Raw genomic sequence first — 17818 nt, 5'->3', positions numbered from 1 at the left:
ATCGCAAATGAAAAGAGCCGGCCCATTGGGCCGGCTCTCGTCGTCTCGAAACTATCGCCGCATCTACTTCACCAGCGTGTACTTGCCGTTCTTCACCGTCAGCAGGATGCGCGAGCGGTCGTCGAGGCCGTAGCGGTCCTTTTCGGTGAAATTGTAGACGCCCTGGCTTGCAGCAATTTCCCTCTCCGACAGCAGTGCCTGGCGGATTGCTTCGCGGAATTCCGGCGTGCCGGGCTTGGCCGTCTTCAGCGCCGTTGGAATCACGCGCTTCAGGATCTCGAAGGCATCGTAGGAGTGGCCGGCGAACTGGCTGCGGCTGTTCGGGCCGTACTTGCCTTCGTAGGCCGAGTTGAGCGCCAGGCCCGGCTTCTTGGTCGCGGCTTCATCCGGCTGATCTTCCGGGTCCATCACCGGGCCCGAAGCCATCAGCACGCCTTCCGCGGCCTTGCCCGCGATGCGGATGAAATCCATGCTGGCCGCGCCGTGGGTCTGGTAGATCAGACCCTGATAGCCGCGCTCGCGCAGCTCGGTCTGCGGCAGTGCGGCCGCGGTGCCGGAGGCGCCGACCAGGATCGCGTCGGGATTGGCGGCGACGAGCTTCAGCACCTGTCCGGTCACCGAGGTGTCGGGCCGCGCAAAGCGCTCTTCGTCCGCGAGGGTCATGCCCATCGGCACGCCCTGGGCCTTGAAGTCGTTGAACCAGAGGTCGCCGTAGGAGTCGGAATAGCCGATATAGCCGACCGTCTTCACGCCCTTCGACTTCATATGCTGGTAGAGCACCTTGCCCATGATCGGAATCGGCTGTGGCATCGCCACCGACCACTTCATGCGCTCCGGTGTGATAGGGAACGGTGCGAGGCCGAAATGCGGGATGCCGGCTTCGTTGGCGACGTTGGAGACAGCGATGGTCGGCGGCGTCAGCGCCGAGCCCATGATGATGTCGGCCTTGGATTCCGTGACGAAGCGGCGGGCGTTGGTGGTCGCGGTGGTGGGATCGCCGCCGTCGTCGAGCACGATCACCTTCAGCGGCACGCCGCCGATTTCCTTCGGCACGAACTCCAGCGCGTTGCGTTCGGGAATGCCCAGCGCCGCGCCCGGGCCGGTGGTGGTCGTGGTGATGCCGATGGTGATTTCGGTGGTCTGGGCCAGTGCGGGCAGGGCCGGCAGCGCAAGCGCGGCCGCGGTGACGGCAGCGGTCAGGTAAAAGCGTTTCATCTATTCCTCCCTTTATGTGTTTCTTTGAAAGCAGAAATCGGGGGGTAATTCAGCCCCCTCTTTGGGTGATGTGGCGATTTAGCTCCCGACCTAACTCCCCGTGAATTTGGCTACCATTTCCGCAGGGAACGGTGCCGATTTCAGTTTGGCGGGGTTAACGGGGTCGCGGCCGACCAGGACACGGGTCTCAAAGCCCTCGATCGCCAACGCCTCGCCCTTGTAGACGCTGTGCTTCACCTCGAAGCTCGAGCGCTTGATGCTCTCGATCTTCGTTTCGATGGTGATCCAGTCGCCATAAGTGGATGGAATGTAGAACTTGGCGCGCGTGTCGACCATGGGAATGCCCACCAGGCCGTATTTTTTGACCAAATCCTGCTTGGAGAAGCCGGCGACCTCGAACAGGGTCGACGTCGAATCGTCGAACATCGCGAAATAGCGCGGGTAATAGACGATGTTGGCGGGGTCGCAGTCACCCCACTGGATCTGTACGTCGCGCCGGTTCACGAACATATGTCGCGCCCTATTTCGGCGCCATGCGCAGCGAGCCGTCGAGGCGCACCACTTCGCCGTTCAGGTAGGAATTCTCGACCATATGCAGGGCGAGCGCCGCGAACTCGTCGGCGTGGCCGAGCCGGCGCGGGAAGGGGATCGCGGCGGCGAGTGAGTCCTGGGCTTCCTGCGGCAGGTTGGCGAGCAGCGGGGTCAGGAACAGGCCGGGCGCAATCGTCAGCACGCGGACGCCGAACTGCGCCATCTCGCGCGCGATCGGCAGCGTCATACCGACGATGCCGCCCTTCGATGCCGAATAGGCCGACTGCCCGATCTGGCCGTCATAGGCCGCAACGGACGCCGTGTTGATGATGACGCCGCGCTCGCCGGTTGCCTGCGGCTCGAGCTTGGACATCTCGGTTGCGGCAAGACGCAGCATGTTGAAGGTGCCGATCAGGTTGACCTTGATCACCTTGTCGAAATCGGCGAGCGCCATCGGGCCGTCGCGGCCGACGACGCGCTTGGCAACGCCGATGCCGGCGCAATTGACCAGCACGCGCGCGGGTCCATGGGCCTTGGTCGCCTGCGCGATCGCAGCTTCCGCGGAGGCGGCATCAGAGACGTCGCAAGCCACGGCCACGCCCTTGATCTCGGCGGCAACAGTCTCGGCGAGCTTGGCATTAAGATCGAACACCGCGACCTTGGCGCCCTGCGCAGCCAACTTTCGCGCGGTCGCAGCGCCAAGTCCCGACGCGCCGCCGGTGACGATGACAGCCTGATCCTTCAACAACATGGCGTTCTCCCTGTAGCGATGATTTCTTAGCCGACCGATATCACACGGTCCGATGGATTGGCAGCGTAGAGCTCTTCGATCAGGAGGCTGCGATGTTCGAGCACCGCGCGCTGGTTGATCGAGCCCTTGTCGGTGACTTCGCCCTTGTCGATCGAGAGTGGCGTGTCGATGAGGATCGCGCGCGTGATCCGCGTCGAGGAGCCGGTGGCTTCGCCGAGAAAACGGGTCAGCCGTTCGCGGAAAGCTTCGCGCACCAGCCGGTCGCGGGTCGCGACGACGAGATCGTCGGCCGGCAGCGTCGGATTGATCAGCCGGCAGCCGTCGAGATCGAGCACGACGAGTGCGGAGACCTCGTCGCGGTTGATGCCGGCGATGATGACGTCGCGCACCAGCGGCGCACAGGCCGCAACGAAGCGCGCGCGCAACGGGCCGACACTGACCCAGGTGCCGCTGCCGAGCTTGAAATCCTCGCCGATGCGGCCGTCGAAATCGAAGCCGGCATTGAGATCATCGGGATCGACGGGCTTGAGTGCATCGCCGAGCTTGTAGAAGCCTTCTTCGTCGAACGAACTTGCGGTGATGTCGGGCTGGCGCCAGTAGCCGGGCATCACGTTCGGCCCCTTGCAACGAACTTCCATCTTGCCGTTGTTCGGCACCAGCTTGGCGTCGTTGCCAGATACGGGAAGCCCGACATGGCCGGAGCGGCTGGTGCGCGGGTTGACCGACATGAAGAACGGCGCGGTCTCGGTGGCACCCAACCCGGTCAGCATCGGCACGCGGTAGCCTTTTTCCTTCACCGCGAGCTCGTCGAGGCTGCTCCAGACGAACGGCGACAGCGCCGCGCCCGAGAAGAACATCGCATGCAGACGGTCGAAGAATTTTGCGCGCAGGCCCTGGTCGTCGCGCAGATAAGGCAGCAGCGACTCATAGCCCTTGGGGACGTTGAAATAGACCGTTGGCGATATCTCCTGGAGATTGCGCACGGTTTCCTCGATGCCTCCGGGCACCGGCTTGCCGGCGTCGAGATACATCGAGCCGCCATTGTAGAGCGTCAGTCCGATATTGTGGTTGCCGCCAAAAGTGTGATTCCAGGGCAGCCAGTCGATGATGACGGGCGGCTCGTCCTTGAGGAAGGCGAGCGTCTCGCGCAGCATCACCTGGTTGGCGCAGATCATGCGCTGGGTGTTGATGACCGCCTTGGGGTTGCCGGTCGAGCCCGAGGTCAGCAGGAATTTCGCGATGGTATCGGGGCCGATCTTGCCGTGGACCTCGTCCAGATCGGCGTGGATCGGCGTTGCCATGAGATCGGCGAGCAAGGTGACGTCGCGGCCCGGGACGTGACCGTAAGACGCGGCGATTTCGGTGCCGAGCGAGACATTGGCGGCGAGCGCGTCGGCGAATTTGTCGGCGTCGTCGGCGAAGACGAGGCCGGGCGTCAGCAGCTTCATCAAATAGGACAGCTTGCCGTAATCCTTCGACACCAGCGAATAGGCCGGCGACACCGGGCAGAACGGAATGCCGGCATAGAACGCGCCGAACGCGAGCAATGCGTGGTCGATCGAATTGCCGGAGAGGATGACGACCGGCCGCTCCGCCGACAGGCCGCGCGCAATCAGGCCTGAGGCGATGTGCCGGCTCGCGGCGAGCAACTCGGCGTAGCTGATCTTGCGCCAGCCGCGGCCGCCTTCGCGCTCGGCCATGAAGACGCGGTCGGGTGTGGTCGTCGCCCAATGATGCAGGCGGTCGGTGATACGAACCGGATAGTCGCCGAGCGGCTGTGTTGGCCGCAGATAAATCGTGCCGTCGTCGCGCCGCTCGATGTTGACGACGGGATCGCCGAACGAAATGGGCCGCAGCGGGGAAGTGCTCGCGCCGCGCTCCATGCTGGACGAGGACGGCTGCGCACTCATGATTTCGGCTTCACCTTTGCGGTCTTGTGTTCGAGGAATTCGCGGATCCTGCGTTTTGCCTCTTTGTCGCTCTGCGCCACCGTTGCCATCAGCGACTCCATCAGGAGACCGGCCTGCGGATTGGCTTCCGCGATCATCGGCAGTGCCTGCAGTACGGCGAAATTCGTCAGCGGCGCGTGGGAGGCGACCTTGGTCGCAAGCTCCAGCGCCTTGCCGAGGCCGTTGCCGGCTTCCGTGACATATTGCGCAAAGCCGTAGGAGGCGCCTTCGGTCGCGGTATAGACGCGCCCCGTCAGCATCATGTCCATCATCCTGGCGACGCCGATCAGCCGCGGCAGCCGTACGGAGCCGCCGCCGCCGACGAAGATGCCGCGCTGCCCCTCCGGCAGGGCGAAATAGGTCGAGGGCTCGGCGACGCGAATATGCGCCGCACAGGCGAGCTCCAGCCCGCCGCCGATCACCGCGCCCCTGAGCGCCGCGATCACGGGCACGCGGCTGTACTGAATGCGGTCGAACACCCGGTGCCACATCTGCGAATGCAGCAGGCCGCCTGTCGCGTCATGGTCGGTCAGCTCGGAGAGATCGAGCCCGGAGGAGAAATGGTCGCCGATGCCGTGGATGACGACCGCGCCGATATCCTCGGGCAGGGACGCAAAACACTCGCCGATTTCCAGGATGATGCCGTCGTTGAGCGCATTGCGCTTGGCCGGCCGGTTCAGGCCGACTGTCAAAACCCGGTCCGCGCGCTCTATCCTCAATAGTCCGGGGGCGCCCGCGTCAGCGGTCTCGGCGTTTCCCTGTGTCATTTGCGTCCTTGTCAGAATAGTTATGTTGTATAACGAATTCGGGAGGAGTCAATACGGGAAGCTCTCCCCAAGGGCTGGGTGAAAGCTCCTTCGGGCTCGGACGAATGCCAGGCAATCGGGCGCCTTATAGGGGGCGATGTTCAGAAGAGTCTCAGGCCGCTTCAGTCATCAGCTTCTTCGCGGCCTGAGCAAGCAGGCCCGATCGCGTATAGCCGTGGGCCTCGGCATACTTGTCGATCTGCTCCAGGACATCTCCGGGCAGAGTGACATTGACGCGCACGACCTTTGGCTGGTCATCCTTCACCGACACCAGAATGGCGACACCGGAGCGGTTCTCGGGATCCGACATGATGTCTTCGAGCAACGAAGGCTCGGGAATAGCCACTCCGTCCTCCGCCATGCCCTCGAGGTGAAACGCCAGCGCTTCCTCGGCCATGTCGCGCGCCTCGTCGAGCGTGGTCCCCGCAGTCACGACGCCGGGCAGGTCCGGAAACGACACGCCGAAATCGCTGTCGGCATCCTTATGGATAAGACCAATGTAGTGACGCATGGCGCTTACCTCAGCTTCAGTCCTGATTGCTGTTCAATACTCTTCAACGTTCCGAGCGCGATGTCTCGCTTCGGATGAGGGACCGTGACGCGGCCCTTTTTCGACGGATGTCTGAACTGGACGTGGCTGCCCTTTTGAGCCACCTGCACCCACCCATCCTTGTGAAGGGCCGAGATAATGTCTCGACTATTCATGGTGTGTATTTATACACACTAAACAGGCAGTGGTCAACGTTGACTTACATCACCTGATGCACGTCGATCACGACGCGATCCGCATGCCGCGCTGCTGAGCCCACAAAAATGTGCTCCATCAGCCAGCGGTAGCTCTCATGCCCCGTCTCGAATTTCGGCACGGTGCGGAAATAGATCAGTTTTGGATCGACCGGTTCGCCGCGCTTGAGCTTTTGCAACAGCTCGACCGGGCCGAAGCGCATGCCCTTGTTCTCGACATAGACGATGGCGCCGTCGTCGGTTTCGAAGGCGTACTTCGCTTCGAGATCGATCAGCTCATTCGGGCGGATGGTCTGGAAGTCCGCACCGAACGGCAGCACCTTGCCGGTGACCGCGCCCGTCACCTCGCCCCCGAGGATCGGGATGATGCGGCGAACGCCGATGCCGGTCTCGCCGGCGGTGACGACGTCGCCGATTTTTGCGGTGATGGTGAAAACGTATTTGGTTTCCAGCGCCGGTGTGGTCATCGCTTTGCCTTTCAATGCGCCATCATCCGCGTCGGCAGCCATGTCGCCAGCAGCGGGAACGCGATCAGGATCACCAGGCGCACGAGGTCTGTCGCCACGAACGGGATCACGCCTTTGAAGATGGTGGAGAAGGAGACGTCCTTCACCACGCTTTTGATGACAAAGACGTTCATGCCCACCGGGGGATGGATCAGGCCGAGCTCGACGGTCATCACGATGATGACGCCGAACCAGATCGGGTCGAAACCGAGATGCATGATCACGGGGAAGATGATCGGCACGGTGAGGATGATCATCGCCATGGCGTCCATCAGGCAGCCGAGCACGAGATACATCACCATGATCAGCGCCAGCACGCCGTAGGGGCCGAGGCCGAGGCCGGTGAGGAATTCCGTCACCTTCTGCGGGGTCTGCGTTACCGTGAGGAAATAACCGAAGATCAAGGCGCCGATCAGCACGGTGAACACCGCGGCCGCCGTGCGGGTGGCCTGGAGCAGCGACGCCAAAATCTTCTCGCGGTCGAGGCGGCCGGTCGCCACGCCGATGATGAAGGCGCCGGCAGCGCCGACGCCGCCGGCTTCGGTCGGGGTGAAGCGCGGCAAATAGGGCAGGCCGTAGAGGCCGCCGATCACGAACACGAACAGCAGCACCGGCGCCCAGATGTCCTTCAGGCCGGCAAAGCGCTCGCGCCACGGCAGCACCTTGCCCTTGGGCAGAAAGTCGGGCCGGAAATAGCCGATCAGAAAGATCGTGATCATGTACATGGTCATCGCCAGGATGCCGGGGATGATGCCGGCGATGAAGAGTTTCCCGATGTCCTGCTCGGTGATGATGCCATAGACCGCGAGCACGGTGGAGGGCGGCAGCATCGCGCCCAGCGTGCCGCCGGCCGCGATCACGCCGGTGGCAAAGGACTGCGGATAGCCGAAGCGGCGCATCTCCGGGTAGGCGACGGCGGAGAAGGTCGCGGCGGTCGCGACCGACGAGCCGCAGATCGCGGCAAAGCCGCCGCAGGCGCCGACGGTGGCGATGCCGAGCCCGCCGCGCAGATGCCCGACAAAGCCGTTGGCGGCGCGGAACAGCTCGCGGCTCATGCCGGAATTGCTGACGAAGGAGCCCATCAGCAAAAACATCGGGATGACGCCGAAAGTGTAGTCGGTGACCGTGCGCATCGAGGTCTGGCCGACCAGTTTCAGCGCCGGCGTGGCGCCGACGAGATAGGTGAAGCCGGAGACGCCGACGAGGCCCATGGCCATGCCGACGGGCACGCGCAGCAGCATCAGGGCGAATAGGGAAACGAAGCCTATTACGGCGACGGCATCGGTGCTCATGATTACTCCGTCGCCTTCAGCTTGGGGTCGTGCATCTCTTCGGGATGGAAGATCAATCGGTAGGTGCGGATCGCGATCAGCAGCACGGCCGAGACGTCGCCGATCCAGGCAATTGCAAAGAATGGCCAGGTCGGCATGTGCATGTCGAAGGTCTGGACGTTGTCGTTGTAGGTGCCGCGGACCTTGTCGAACAGCGTCCAGGTCTGCACCGTGACGACGAACAGCAGCACCAGGGTCGCGAACACGTCGATCCAGCGCTGGTAGCGCGGTCCGACATTGCCCCAGACCAGATCGACCGTAATGTGGGTGCCACGATAGGAGGTCGCGGCGATGCCCCAGAAGATGAGGATGCCGAGCAGCATGCGGCCGATGTCGAAACTGTCGGGAATCGCATAGTTCAGCGTGTTGCGCAGCAGCACCGACAGGAAGATGTCGAGCGCGACGATGCCGACGAAGGCCGCTGCGATCCATTCGATCGAATCGATAACGCGATCCATCCAGCTGCGCTTCATGGGGTGGTCCTGTTCAAAAGCTTGACGAGTTCGAGGTGCGCCCGCGATCAAGCTGCGCTCCCTCTCCCGCTTGCGGGGGAGGGTCGGGGTGGGGGTCTCTCCGCAGGCGATAATCCCGATGTGGAGAGAGCCTCCACCCGGCGCATCGCGCCGACCTCCCCCGCAAGCGGGAGAGGTACAGGGAGTGCGCAGCCGCAGCCCAGCTTCACTCCGCCAGCGCGTTGTACTTCTTCAGCGATGCCTTCAGATCCGCGAGCGCAGCATCCGGATCGGCGCCGGCTTTCTTCGCGCCGTCGGACCAGGTCTTGACCAGCGGCTCGGCGGCCTTCTTCCAGGCGGCGGTCTGCTCGGGTGTCAGCTTGTAGACCTCGTGACCGGATTCCGCCTTGACCTTGTCGATGCCGGCATCCTCGAACTTGCCCCAGTGCTCGCCGACCACGCCTGCCATCTCGATCGTGCAATTCTTGTCGATCGCGGCCTTCTGCTTGTCGGACATCGCATTGTACTTGTCCTTGTTCATCACGAACACGAAGGTCGTGGTGTAGAGCGGCGCCTCCATGTCGTACTTGGTTACCTTGTCGATGCCGAACAGCACCAGCGAGCCCCAGGGGAAGGTGACGCCGTCGGCGACGCCGCGCTCGATGATGTCGCGCACTTCGGGCGCGGAGGACTGCACGTTGGTGCCGCCGAGCGAGGTGACGAAGTTCGCCATGGTGGCGTGGGCCGGGCGGATCTTCAGGCCCTTCACGTCCTCCGGCATCACGATCTTCTTGGTGCGGGAGTGGAAGGAGGAGGGCGAGTGGACGAAAGCGAGACAGTACTTGACGTCCTTCATCTCCTTCTCGGCGTATTTGCGATACCAGGCGTCGAGCCCCATCGAGCCGCCTTTGGCATCCGAAATCAGGAACGGCAGTTCGCCGGCCCCGATGATCGGGAAGCGGCCAGGCTGGTAGCCGGGATTGACGTAGGTGACGTCGGCGATGCCGTCGCGGGCCATATCGTAATGGTCGAACGCCTTGCCCATCTGCTGGGCCGGAAACACCTTGCCCTTGATGGTGCCGCCGGAATCCTTCTCGACCGCAGCGGCCCAATCCTCCAGCGATTTCTGCAGCGGGTGCGAGGCCGGCACCCAGTGCGAGATCTTCAGGTCGAAGGTCTTGTCCTGCGCGAGCGCAGGGCTCACGCTTGCTGCCAGCAGCAACGCCAGACAGGCTTTCCTCATCACGTGTCTCTCCCTCTTGTGACTGCGGGCTTCGATGGCCCGGTCTCGTTAATTAACATGTTATCTAATTAGCCGGCGCATTCAAGCCGGAACTGGCGCGGCGTGCCGCCGCGCACTCCCCTTTTGCCCAACCGTTATATGATATAATTATCGTGCGCGGACGGCTGCGACAAGCGAGCCGCGACGAAAACCTACAGGATCGGGAGGAGCAAGTATTGCGGACAAAAGTCGCAATCATCGGGGCAGGGCCGGCTGGATTGTTGCTTGGGCAACTTCTGCACGGTTACGGCATCGACAACGTCATCCTGGAGCGCCAGAGCCCGGACTATGTGCTCGGCCGCATCCGCGCCGGCCTCCTGGAGGAGGGAACCGTCGCGCTGCTCGACCAGATCGGCGCCGGCGCGCGGGCGCATGCCGAAGGTCTGCTGCATGAAGGGATCGAGCTGGCCTTTTCCGGCCGCCGACACCGTATCGACATGAAGGCCGCGACCGGCAAGACGGTCATGATCTACGGCCAGACCGAGGTCACGCTCGACCTGATGAATGCGCGCAAGGCCGCCGGTCTCACCTCGGTCTACGAGGTCAAGGACGTGCAGCCGCATGATTTCGACGGCGGTCGCCCGCGCGTGACCTACGTCAAGGATGGCGTCACCCACACCATCGATTGCGACTTCATCGCCGGCTGCGACGGCTTTCACGGCGTCAGCCGCGCCAGCGTTCCGGCCTCGGCGATCGAGGAGTTCGAGCGGATCTATCCATTCGGCTGGCTCGGGATCCTCTCCGATACCCCGCCGGTCAGCCACGAGCTGATCTATTCGAACCACGCCCGCGGCTTTGCGCTGTGCACCATGCGTTCGGCCAAACGCAGCCGTTACTATGTGCAATGCGCGCTCGACGACCATGTCGACCAATGGCCCGACCACCGCTTCTGGGACGAGCTCAAGAGCCGGCTCGACCAGGAGGCTGCGGACAGCCTGGTCACAGGACCCTCGATCGAGAAGAGCATTGCGCCCTTGCGCAGCTTCGTGGCCGAGCCGATGCGCTTCGGCAGGATGTTCCTGTGCGGTGACGCCGCCCATATCGTGCCGCCGACCGGGGCCAAGGGACTGAACCTCGCGGCCAGCGACGCCCATTATCTGTCGAGCGCGCTTCGCGAATTCTACGACGAGAAATCCAGCGCCGGGATCGACGCCTATTCCGCCAAGGCGCTGGCGCGAGTCTGGAAGGCCGTGCGGTTCTCCTGGTGGATGACCTCGATGCTGCACAAATTCCCCGACACCGGCACCATCGGCGCTCGCATCCAGCTCGCCGAGCTCGACTACGTCACGCAGTCGCAGGCCGCGATGACCTCGCTGTCGGAGAATTACGTGGGGCTGCCGTTTTGAAAATAGCTGTCATGCCCCGCGAAGGCGGGGCATCCAGTACGCCGCGGCCCGTCCGTATCACGTCACCGCCTCTGGAATACTGGGTCACCCGCTTTCGCGGGTGATGACAGTGGTTGTGGGGCGACAGTGCCGCTCGTTTCAAACACTCGCGCAAATTCCGTTTAAAACTTTGTAGGCGGTGAAACTGGCATCCACATCGCGTTCAATGGCGGCAGCCAACGACGCGAGCCAGATATGACCAGCACCGACATTCCCGCCGGCTTCGAGCCGCATTTCCGAAAAGCGCCCCTCACCGACCCGTGGGAGCCGCTTTATTCCAGAAAGACCGATAAGGGCGTCACCATGGGATTGCGGCTGGCGACACCGCATACCAACGCGCGCGGGCTGATCCATGGCGGATTGATTGCGGCGCTGGCCGATGCCGCCATGGGTTACAGCTGCGCGCAAGTGACGGGCTGGACAACGTCGCTCGTCACCATCTCGCTGTCGGTCGACTACGTCGGTGCCGGCGAAATCGGTCAATGGCTCGCGGTCGAGGGTGAGGCGATCAAGACCGGCAGCACGATCTGTTTCGCGCAGTGCCTCGCGAAGGCCGACGACGCCGTGATCGCGCGCGCCAGCGGCACCTTTCGCGTCGTGCCGAAGAAGGGGTGAATTCCCTTGTCCCGGACGCGGTGCGGCGCGAAGTGCCGCTCCGCAGAGCCGGGACCCATAGCCTTCTGGGCCCCGGCTCTGCGCAGCAACGCTATGCGTTGCAGCGCGTCCGGGGCACGAAAATCACCCAAATCTCCACTCCGCCGTCTCCACCACGAGATCGACGAATGCGCGCACCTTGGCTGAGAGCAGGCGCGAGGTCGGGTAGACGATGTGGATCGGCAGCGCCGGCTGCTCGTATTTCGCAAGCACGATCTTTAGCCGCCCGCGACGCAAGCCCTCGGCGGCCTGATAAGCCAGCACCCGCGTCACGCCACCGCCGGCCTCCGCATATTGCAGGGCGGCGTCGGCGCTGTTGCTGGCGAAGCGCGGTTCCGGCGTCACCTCGATGTCGCGGCCGTCCAGTACGAAGCGCCAGCTGGCGGATGGACCGAACGCGATGGTCTGGTGCGTGAGCAGTGCCTCCGGCGTCTTCGGCTCGCCATGGCGCTTCAGGTAACCCGGCGTCGCCACCACGATCCGCCGCATCTCGCCGACCTGGCGCGCGACCAGTGAGGAGTCGGCGAGATGGCCGATCCGCACCGCGACGTCGACGGCATCTTCCACGAGATTGACGAGGTTGTCCGACAGCCGCAATTCGCAGGTGACCTCGGGATAACGCTTGAGGTAGGCGGTCATGACAGACCCGACATGGAGACGGCCGAAGCCGACCGGAGCCGACACCACCAGACGTCCACTCGGCCGGTTGCGCTCCTCCCGCGCCGAGCCGTCGGCCTCCTCGACGTCGGCGAGGATGCGACGCGCGCGCTCCAGATAACGCGTGCCCACGTCGGTCAGCCCCACCTGCCGGGTGGTCCGCTGCAACAGCCGCGCGCCGAGATGCTCCTCCAGCGCCGCGATCAGCCGCGTCACCGCCGAGGGCGACAGCCGCAGTTTTCGTGCCGCCGGCGCAAAGCCGCGCAAATCGGCGACGGTGACAAAGACAACCATGGCTTCAAGGCGGTCCATTTCATTATTGCATATATTGCAACGATGAAGTGTCAAGCGGACAGATTGTTTTGGCAGCCGGAAGGTCCATTTTAGGTCCCGAAGACGCAGAGATGCGCCGGGATTTCAGGAGATGTTCCGATGACGGCAACTCACACCTACGCCAGCGACGTGGCATTCACGCCGGCGGTGAAATCGATCCAGATCCGAAAAGGATCGCGCGAAGGCTATGCTCATGCCGAGCAGCGCGGCTGGCGCACCGAGGTCGACGAGAACCTCGCGGCGTTCATCGCTGATGCCAACAGCTTTTATTTCGCCACTGCCTCGGCCGATGGCCAGCCCTACATTCAGCACCGCGGCGGCCCGAAGGGCTTTTTGAAGGTGCTGGACAAGCAGACGCTCGCGTTCGCCGACTACGCCGGCAATCGGCAGTACATCACGCAGGGAAACCTGTCCGAAAATCCCAGGGCCTACATCTTTGTGATGGACTACGCCCATCGCCGCCGGGTGAAGATCTGGGGTGAGGCGCGCGTGGTCGAGGACGACGCCGCGCTGACGCAGTCCCTGATGCCGAAAGGCTATCGCGCGCGGCCGGAGCAGGTGATCCTGTTCAAGATCGAAGCGTGGGACACGAACTGCCCGCAGCACATCCCGCAGAAGTTCGACGCCGGCGATGTTGCGGCTGCGCTGGCGGCAAGGGATGCAAGGATCGCGGAGTTGGAGGCGGAGTTGGCAGCCCTGAAGGGGGAGAAGGTGAGCTGAAAAATGGTGCTTCTTATCCTCTCCCTTGTGGGCCTTGTGGGAGAGGGTGGCTCGCCGCAAAGCGGCGAGACGGGTGAGGGGTCTCTCTCCGCATGCAACGGTCCCGCGTTGTAATTCGCGGAGAGAATCCCACATCCGGCGCTTCGCGCCACCTTCTACCACAAGGGGAGAAGGGAAGTAGGGCCGCGAAATCAGATCACGCTCGCGCCTTCGTGCTGGAAGCCGAGATAGCTCGCCGCCACCCGCTCGTTCGCGGCGATGTCGCTGGCCTTGCCGCTGAGCACGAACTCGCCGAGCTCCATCACGTAGGCCTGGTCCGCGATCTTCAATGCGGCCTGCGCGTTCTGCTCGACCAGCAGCACGGAGACGCCGGCGGCACGCAGTTCGGTGACGATGCGGAAGATGTCGGCGACGATGATCGGAGCGAGGCCGAGGCTCGGCTCGTCCAGCATCAAGAGCTTGGGCTCGCCCATCAGCGCGCGGCCCATCGCGAGCATCTGCTGCTCGCCGCCGGAGAGCGTGCCGGCGAACTGCTTGCGTCGCTCTTTCAGCCGCGGAAACAGCGTGTAGACCCGCTCCATCGAGGCTTTCGCCTTGCTTCTCTCGATCCTGAAGGCGCCGAGTTCGAGATTGTCCTCGACATTCATGGTCACGAACAGTTCGCGGTGCTCGGGAACGAGACCGAGCCCCATCGCGACGCGGTCCTCGATGTCGAGCCGGGAGAGGTCCTGGCCGGCAAAGGCGACGCGGCCCTTCAGCGGAAAAACGCCCATGATGGCCGAGAGCAGCGTGGTCTTGCCGGCGCCGTTGGCGCCGACGATGGTGACGATCTGGTTTTGGCCGACCTCGAGCGAGACCGAACGCACCGCCTCGACCTTGCCATAGGACACATGGGCGTCGGTGACGGACAACAGCGCACTCATGCCGCCACTCCGAGATAGGCCTTGATCACTTCGGGATTGGTCTTGATCGTGGCCGGCGTTCCTTCCGCGATCTTGGTGCCGAAATCGAGCACCACGATGCGGTCGGCGAGGTTCATGACGAAGCCCATGTCGTGCTCGACAAGCAGCACGCTCATGCCGCCGTCGCGCAGCTCCCTTAGCAGCGTCGCGAGCCGCTGCTTCTCCATGTGGCGCAGGCCGGCGGCCGGCTCGTCGAGCAGCAGCAGCATCGGATCGACGCACAGCGCACGGGCGATCTCGACGATCCGTTGCTGTCCCAGCGAAAGCGCGCCTGCGAGCTGATGCATCTGCTCGCCAAGTCCGACGCGCTCGATCTGGCGGGCGGCTTCCGCGAGCAGCTTGGCCTCGTCGGCACGGTCCAGCCGCAGCATCGAGGAGATCGGCCCGGAATGGCCGCGCAGATGCGCGCCGATCGCGACGTTCTCCAGCACGGTCATGTCAGGCACCAGCTTGACGTGTTGGAAGGTGCGGGAGATGCCGAGCTTGACGATCTCCTGAGGCGGCGCCTTGTCGACCTTGTTGCCGAGCACGGAGATCGAGCCCGAGGTGGCGGACAGCACGCCGGTGATCAGGTTGAAAGTCGTGCTCTTGCCGGCGCCGTTCGGGCCGATCAGCGCAACGATCTCGCGGGCCTGGACGTCGAAGGAGACGCTATTTACCGCGACCACGCCGCCGAATTGCTTCCGCGCCTTCTCGACCTGGAGCAAGACGCCGGATTGGCCGGGCGAACGGGCGCGCTGCGCCAGTTTCAGGGAGGTGTCCGGCTTTTTGCCACGGGTGCGCTCGGGCAGGAACGACATCAGCCAGGGCCAGACGCCGCCGGGTGCGAGCTGGAGCAGCGCCACCAGCATAATGCCGAACACGATGGTTTCGACCTGGCCGGAGCCCGGCAGGATCAGCGGCAGGTAGCTCTGGAGCACTTCTTTCAGGACCACGACGAGCGCCGCGCCGAGGACGCCGCCCCAGACATAACCGGCGCCACCGACCACGGCAATGAAGAGATATTCGATGCCGGCCTGCGCGCCGAACGGCGTGGGATTCACCGCGCGCTGAAGATGAGCGTAGAGCCAGCCGGAGAGGCCGGCGAGCACGGCCGCATGGATGAACACCAGCATCTTGGCCCGCGGCGTGTGCACGCCGAATGCTTCGGCCGCGACATGGCCGCGCCGGAGCGCGCGGATGGCGCGGCCGGTGCGGGAGTCCAGCAGGTTCATCGTGAGCAGCGCCGAGACGATCACGGCCACCCAGATCGCGTAATAGATCGAGCCGGGCGAGAGCATCTTGAACGAGCCGATCGACAGCGGCGGGATCGCCGAGATGCCGTCGTTCCTTCCTAAAAATTCCAGCTTGCTGAAGAGATAGAACAAGCCGAGTCCCCAGGCGAGCGTGCCGAGCGGCAGATAGTGGCCGGAGAGACGGACTGTGACGAGGCCGAGCAGCACCGCCAGTAAGCCGCTGACCAGCAGCGACAGCGGCAGCGTCAGCCAGGGCGACATGCCGTAGGTCGTCGACAGCACCGCGGTGGTGTAGGCGCCGAAGCCGACGAAGGCCGCTTGTCCAAACGAGGTCAGGCCGCCGACGCCGGTCAGCAGCACGAGGCCCATCGCGACCAGGGCGGTGAGGCCGACATTGTCCAGCAGCACGATCCAGAACGGGGGCATGCCCGGAACGAACGGGATCGCCGCCATGAGAAGCGCGAAGATGAGGATGGGGAGCCGGCTCTGCATCTTGGCGTCAGTCCTTCTCTTCCTCGACCGCAGGCGCAGCGAGCGAGCGCAGCAGCAGCACGGGAATCAAGAGCATGAAAACGATCACCTCCTTGTAGTTGGAGGCATAGAAGGACGAGAACGCCTCGACGATGCCGACGACCAGCGCCGCGACCGCGGTGAGGGGATAGCTGACAAGCCCGCCGATGATGGCGGCGACAAAGCCCTTCAGGCCGATCAGGAAGCCCGAGTCGTAATAGAGCGTCGTGATCGGCACGATCATGATGCCCGACAGTGCGCCGATGACGGACGCCAGCAGGAAGGCGATCTGCCCGGACAGCGTGGTGCGGATGCCGACGAGCCGGGCACCGAGCCGGTTCACGGCGGTCGCGCGCAGCGCCTTGCCGTAAAGTGTCAGCCCGAAGAACAGCCACAGCCCGACGATGAAGGCGATAGTGATGCCGTAGACCGTGATGCTCTGGCCCGTGAAGCGCAGCGCGCCGGTGGTGAAAGATCCGGACAGCACGGCAGGTCCGCGCTGGCCTTCGGCGCCGAAGAACAAAAGGCCCAAACCCTGAAGCGCCAGGTGGACGCCCACCGAGGCGATCAGCAGCACCAGCACCGAGGTGTGCGCCAGCGGTTGGAATGCGATGCGGTAGAGAAACAGGCCGATCATCGCCACGATCACCAGCGACAGCGCGATGCAGACCGCAACCGGAGGCTTCTGAGCGGCGTAGTAGACAGTCAGCGCCAGCACGATGGCCGGCAGCACGATGTTGGTGAGGGCGCTGCGCAGGACCAGGCGTCCGTGCAGCGCCTTGCGCGCGGCGAACAGGTCGAACGCGAAGGCGCCGATGCCCAGGGCGAGCGCGAGTTTCGCCGTACCCGGCATCTGGCCCGCAGCCAGCGAGGCATAAGTCAGCGCACCATAGGTGACGAATTCGCCTTGTGGGATGAGGATCACGCGGGTGACGGCGAACACCAGCACCAGCGCGAGGCCGAGCAGCGCATAGATTGCGCCATTGGTGATGCCGTCCTGCAGCAGGAACAGCATGATGGTGGTATTCAAGACCGGACGCTCCCCCTCAAAGATTAAGGACCGGTCCCCCTGATAGTCGTGGACGGTCCGCTCACAGCCATTGAAAAACGCTGACGATATTTGATATGATCCATAACAATTATCAAATATAACTTCAAGGGTGGCGGGCGACCCTCCCGAACTTAGCGGGATTACGAGCATGAGGCGATGACCGTTTCGAAAACCTCTGAAAAGTCCTCTGAAAAGCCTGCCGATACGGCCAAGGGCCGCAAGGACGCGGCCGAGGTGCAAGGTCAGGGGCCCGGCGAAGCCCTCCAGCTCGGCGAGCTCTCGGAGCAGCTCGGCTATGTGCTGAAGCGGGCGCAGCTCAAGGTATTCGAGAACTTCCTGCGCTGCATGGCCTCGCTTCAGCTCACGCCCGCGCAGTTCTCCGTTCTGCTGCTGGTCGAAAAAAATCCGGGCCGTAACCAGACCGAGATCGCCTCCACCCTCGGCATCCTGCGCCCGAATTTCGTCGCCATGCTCGACAACCTCGAGAGCCGCGACCTTTGCGCGCGGATCCGCTCCACCAACGACCGCCGCTCGCACATCCTGGTGCTGACCGACAAGGGCAAGGCGGTGCTGGCCCGCGCCAAGAAGCTCGTCGCCACCAAGCACGAGGCCCGGCTGAACGAGCTGCTCGGCCCCTCCAACCGCGAAGCGCTGCTCGGGATGCTCTCGAAGATCGCCAACGAGTTTTGAGGGGGCGGTCGGCTCAGCTGTCATCGCCCGCGAAGGCGGGCGATCCAGTATTCC

Annotated in this window: 19 protein-coding genes; 4 read left to right on the top strand and 15 right to left on the bottom strand. The window is 63.8% G+C overall.

The window, feature by feature from the left end:
* Window positions 1-63: 63 nt before the first annotated feature.
* From ABIB00_RS01135 to ABIB00_RS01085, 11 genes are all read right to left on the bottom strand, one after another.
* Window positions 64-1215, bottom strand: coding sequence for an ABC transporter substrate-binding protein (locus ABIB00_RS01135; protein ID WP_354103087.1), 1152 nt, complete (start codon window positions 1213-1215; stop codon window positions 64-66).
* Window positions 1216-1305: 90 nt separating this feature from the next.
* Window positions 1306-1725, bottom strand: coding sequence for an acyl-CoA thioesterase (locus tag ABIB00_RS01130; protein ID WP_354103086.1), 420 nt, complete (start codon window positions 1723-1725; stop codon window positions 1306-1308).
* Window positions 1726-1735: 10 nt separating this feature from the next.
* Window positions 1736-2497 carry an SDR family NAD(P)-dependent oxidoreductase gene (locus tag ABIB00_RS01125; protein ID WP_247343988.1) on the bottom strand — a complete coding sequence of 254 codons (762 nt, stop codon included), beginning with the start codon at window positions 2495-2497 and terminating at the stop codon, window positions 1736-1738.
* Between the two features lie 26 nt (window positions 2498-2523).
* Window positions 2524-4407 carry a feruloyl-CoA synthase gene (locus tag ABIB00_RS01120; RefSeq protein WP_354103085.1) on the bottom strand — a complete coding sequence of 628 codons (1884 nt, stop codon included), beginning with the start codon at window positions 4405-4407 and terminating at the stop codon, window positions 2524-2526.
* Window positions 4404-5213, bottom strand: coding sequence for a crotonase/enoyl-CoA hydratase family protein (locus ABIB00_RS01115; RefSeq protein WP_354103084.1), 810 nt, complete (start codon window positions 5211-5213; stop codon window positions 4404-4406). The genes ABIB00_RS01120 and ABIB00_RS01115 overlap by 4 nt, the downstream gene beginning before the upstream one ends.
* Before the next feature lie 151 nt (window positions 5214-5364).
* Window positions 5365-5763 carry a type II toxin-antitoxin system HicB family antitoxin gene (locus tag ABIB00_RS01110; protein WP_247343978.1) on the bottom strand — a complete coding sequence of 133 codons (399 nt, stop codon included), beginning with the start codon at window positions 5761-5763 and terminating at the stop codon, window positions 5365-5367.
* 5 nt (window positions 5764-5768) lie between these two features.
* The gene (locus ABIB00_RS01105; protein WP_247441729.1) at window positions 5769-5957 is read right to left on the bottom strand and encodes a type II toxin-antitoxin system HicA family toxin; all 189 of its coding nucleotides are present in this window, start codon (window positions 5955-5957) and stop codon (window positions 5769-5771) included.
* A 44-nt stretch (window positions 5958-6001) separates the two neighbouring features.
* Window positions 6002-6463, bottom strand: a complete 462-nt coding sequence (locus ABIB00_RS01100; protein ID WP_354103400.1) for a DUF3237 domain-containing protein — start codon at window positions 6461-6463, stop codon at window positions 6002-6004.
* An 11-nt stretch (window positions 6464-6474) separates the two neighbouring features.
* Entirely contained in the window at window positions 6475-7794 is a 1320-nt protein-coding gene (locus tag ABIB00_RS01095) for a TRAP transporter large permease (RefSeq protein WP_247343970.1), read from the bottom strand.
* A 2-nt stretch (window positions 7795-7796) separates the two neighbouring features.
* Window positions 7797-8306: a TRAP transporter small permease gene (locus ABIB00_RS01090; RefSeq protein ID WP_007599673.1), complete on the bottom strand. Its 510-nt coding sequence runs from the start codon at window positions 8304-8306 to the stop codon at window positions 7797-7799.
* 205 nt (window positions 8307-8511) lie between these two features.
* Complete coding sequence (locus ABIB00_RS01085) at window positions 8512-9528, bottom strand: TRAP transporter substrate-binding protein (protein WP_247343965.1); 1017 nt, start codon at window positions 9526-9528, stop codon at window positions 8512-8514.
* Between the two features lie 215 nt (window positions 9529-9743).
* Here ABIB00_RS01085 and pobA point away from each other — a divergent pair, with 215 nt between their 5' ends.
* The gene (gene pobA / locus ABIB00_RS01080; RefSeq protein ID WP_354044610.1) at window positions 9744-10913 is read left to right on the top strand and encodes a 4-hydroxybenzoate 3-monooxygenase; all 1170 of its coding nucleotides are present in this window, start codon (window positions 9744-9746) and stop codon (window positions 10911-10913) included.
* A 234-nt stretch (window positions 10914-11147) separates the two neighbouring features.
* Complete coding sequence (locus tag ABIB00_RS01075) at window positions 11148-11567, top strand: PaaI family thioesterase (protein WP_354103083.1); 420 nt, start codon at window positions 11148-11150, stop codon at window positions 11565-11567.
* A 123-nt stretch (window positions 11568-11690) separates the two neighbouring features.
* Here the strand turns inward: ABIB00_RS01075 and ABIB00_RS01070 are convergent, their stop codons facing one another.
* On the bottom strand, window positions 11691-12575 hold the full coding sequence (locus tag ABIB00_RS01070) for a LysR family transcriptional regulator (RefSeq protein WP_354103082.1): 885 nt from the start codon (window positions 12573-12575) through the stop codon (window positions 11691-11693).
* A 120-nt stretch (window positions 12576-12695) separates the two neighbouring features.
* Between ABIB00_RS01070 and ABIB00_RS01065 the strand changes: the two genes are divergently transcribed.
* Window positions 12696-13316 (top strand): pyridoxamine 5'-phosphate oxidase family protein, encoded by a 621-nt coding sequence (locus tag ABIB00_RS01065; protein ID WP_354103081.1) that lies wholly within the window; start codon window positions 12696-12698, stop codon window positions 13314-13316.
* 191 nt (window positions 13317-13507) lie between these two features.
* Here the strand turns inward: ABIB00_RS01065 and ABIB00_RS01060 are convergent, their stop codons facing one another.
* From ABIB00_RS01060 to ABIB00_RS01050, 3 genes are read right to left on the bottom strand one after another with little or no spacing between them, the layout of a single operon-like run.
* Window positions 13508-14239 carry an ABC transporter ATP-binding protein gene (locus tag ABIB00_RS01060; RefSeq protein ID WP_247343952.1) on the bottom strand — a complete coding sequence of 244 codons (732 nt, stop codon included), beginning with the start codon at window positions 14237-14239 and terminating at the stop codon, window positions 13508-13510.
* A complete protein-coding gene (locus ABIB00_RS01055) occupies window positions 14236-16005 on the bottom strand; it encodes a branched-chain amino acid ABC transporter ATP-binding protein/permease (protein ID WP_354103080.1) in 1770 nt (589 codons plus the stop codon). The genes ABIB00_RS01060 and ABIB00_RS01055 overlap by 4 nt, the downstream gene beginning before the upstream one ends.
* A 7-nt stretch (window positions 16006-16012) precedes the next feature.
* Window positions 16013-17053 carry a branched-chain amino acid ABC transporter permease gene (locus ABIB00_RS01050; protein WP_354103079.1) on the bottom strand — a complete coding sequence of 347 codons (1041 nt, stop codon included), beginning with the start codon at window positions 17051-17053 and terminating at the stop codon, window positions 16013-16015.
* A 177-nt stretch (window positions 17054-17230) separates the two neighbouring features.
* On the opposite strand from ABIB00_RS01050, the gene ABIB00_RS01045 reads away from it, so the two are divergent.
* A complete protein-coding gene (locus ABIB00_RS01045) occupies window positions 17231-17764 on the top strand; it encodes a MarR family winged helix-turn-helix transcriptional regulator (RefSeq protein WP_354103078.1) in 534 nt (177 codons plus the stop codon).
* Window positions 17765-17818: the final 54 nt, after the last annotated feature.

Origin of the sequence: Bradyrhizobium sp. LB14.3, from assembly GCF_040547985.1 — a bacterium.
Lineage (GTDB): Bacteria > Pseudomonadota > Alphaproteobacteria > Rhizobiales > Xanthobacteraceae > Bradyrhizobium.
The sequence above is the reverse complement of the archived record's forward strand: the minus strand, read 5'-3'. Positions and strand labels throughout refer to the sequence as shown.

Bases quoted from the DNA above. Each gene is read 5' to 3' on its own strand.
- ABIB00_RS01135 (WP_354103087.1), bottom strand. From the start codon at position 1,215: ATGAAACGCTTTTACCTGACCGCTGCCGTCACCGCGGCCGCGCTTGCG.
- ABIB00_RS01130 (WP_354103086.1), bottom strand. From the start codon at position 1,725: ATGTTCGTGAACCGGCGCGACGTACAGATCCAGTGGGGTGACTGCGAC.
- ABIB00_RS01125 (WP_247343988.1), bottom strand. From the start codon at position 2,497: ATGTTGTTGAAGGATCAGGCTGTCATCGTCACCGGCGGCGCGTCGGGA.
- ABIB00_RS01120 (WP_354103085.1), bottom strand. From the start codon at position 4,407: ATGAGTGCGCAGCCGTCCTCGTCCAGCATGGAGCGCGGCGCGAGCACT.
- ABIB00_RS01115 (WP_354103084.1), bottom strand. From the start codon at position 5,213: ATGACACAGGGAAACGCCGAGACCGCTGACGCGGGCGCCCCCGGACTA.
- ABIB00_RS01110 (WP_247343978.1), bottom strand. From the start codon at position 5,763: ATGCGTCACTACATTGGTCTTATCCATAAGGATGCCGACAGCGATTTC.
- ABIB00_RS01105 (WP_247441729.1), bottom strand. From the start codon at position 5,957: ATGAATAGTCGAGACATTATCTCGGCCCTTCACAAGGATGGGTGGGTG.
- ABIB00_RS01100 (WP_354103400.1), bottom strand. From the start codon at position 6,463: ATGACCACACCGGCGCTGGAAACCAAATACGTTTTCACCATCACCGCA.
- ABIB00_RS01095 (WP_247343970.1), bottom strand. From the start codon at position 7,794: ATGAGCACCGATGCCGTCGCCGTAATAGGCTTCGTTTCCCTATTCGCC.
- ABIB00_RS01090 (WP_007599673.1), bottom strand. From the start codon at position 8,306: ATGAAGCGCAGCTGGATGGATCGCGTTATCGATTCGATCGAATGGATC.
- ABIB00_RS01085 (WP_247343965.1), bottom strand. From the start codon at position 9,528: ATGAGGAAAGCCTGTCTGGCGTTGCTGCTGGCAGCAAGCGTGAGCCCT.
- ABIB00_RS01075 (WP_354103083.1), top strand. From the start codon at position 11,148: ATGACCAGCACCGACATTCCCGCCGGCTTCGAGCCGCATTTCCGAAAA.
- ABIB00_RS01070 (WP_354103082.1), bottom strand. From the start codon at position 12,575: ATGGACCGCCTTGAAGCCATGGTTGTCTTTGTCACCGTCGCCGATTTG.
- ABIB00_RS01065 (WP_354103081.1), top strand. From the start codon at position 12,696: ATGACGGCAACTCACACCTACGCCAGCGACGTGGCATTCACGCCGGCG.
- ABIB00_RS01060 (WP_247343952.1), bottom strand. From the start codon at position 14,239: ATGAGTGCGCTGTTGTCCGTCACCGACGCCCATGTGTCCTATGGCAAG.
- ABIB00_RS01055 (WP_354103080.1), bottom strand. From the start codon at position 16,005: ATGCAGAGCCGGCTCCCCATCCTCATCTTCGCGCTTCTCATGGCGGCG.
- ABIB00_RS01045 (WP_354103078.1), top strand. From the start codon at position 17,231: ATGACCGTTTCGAAAACCTCTGAAAAGTCCTCTGAAAAGCCTGCCGAT.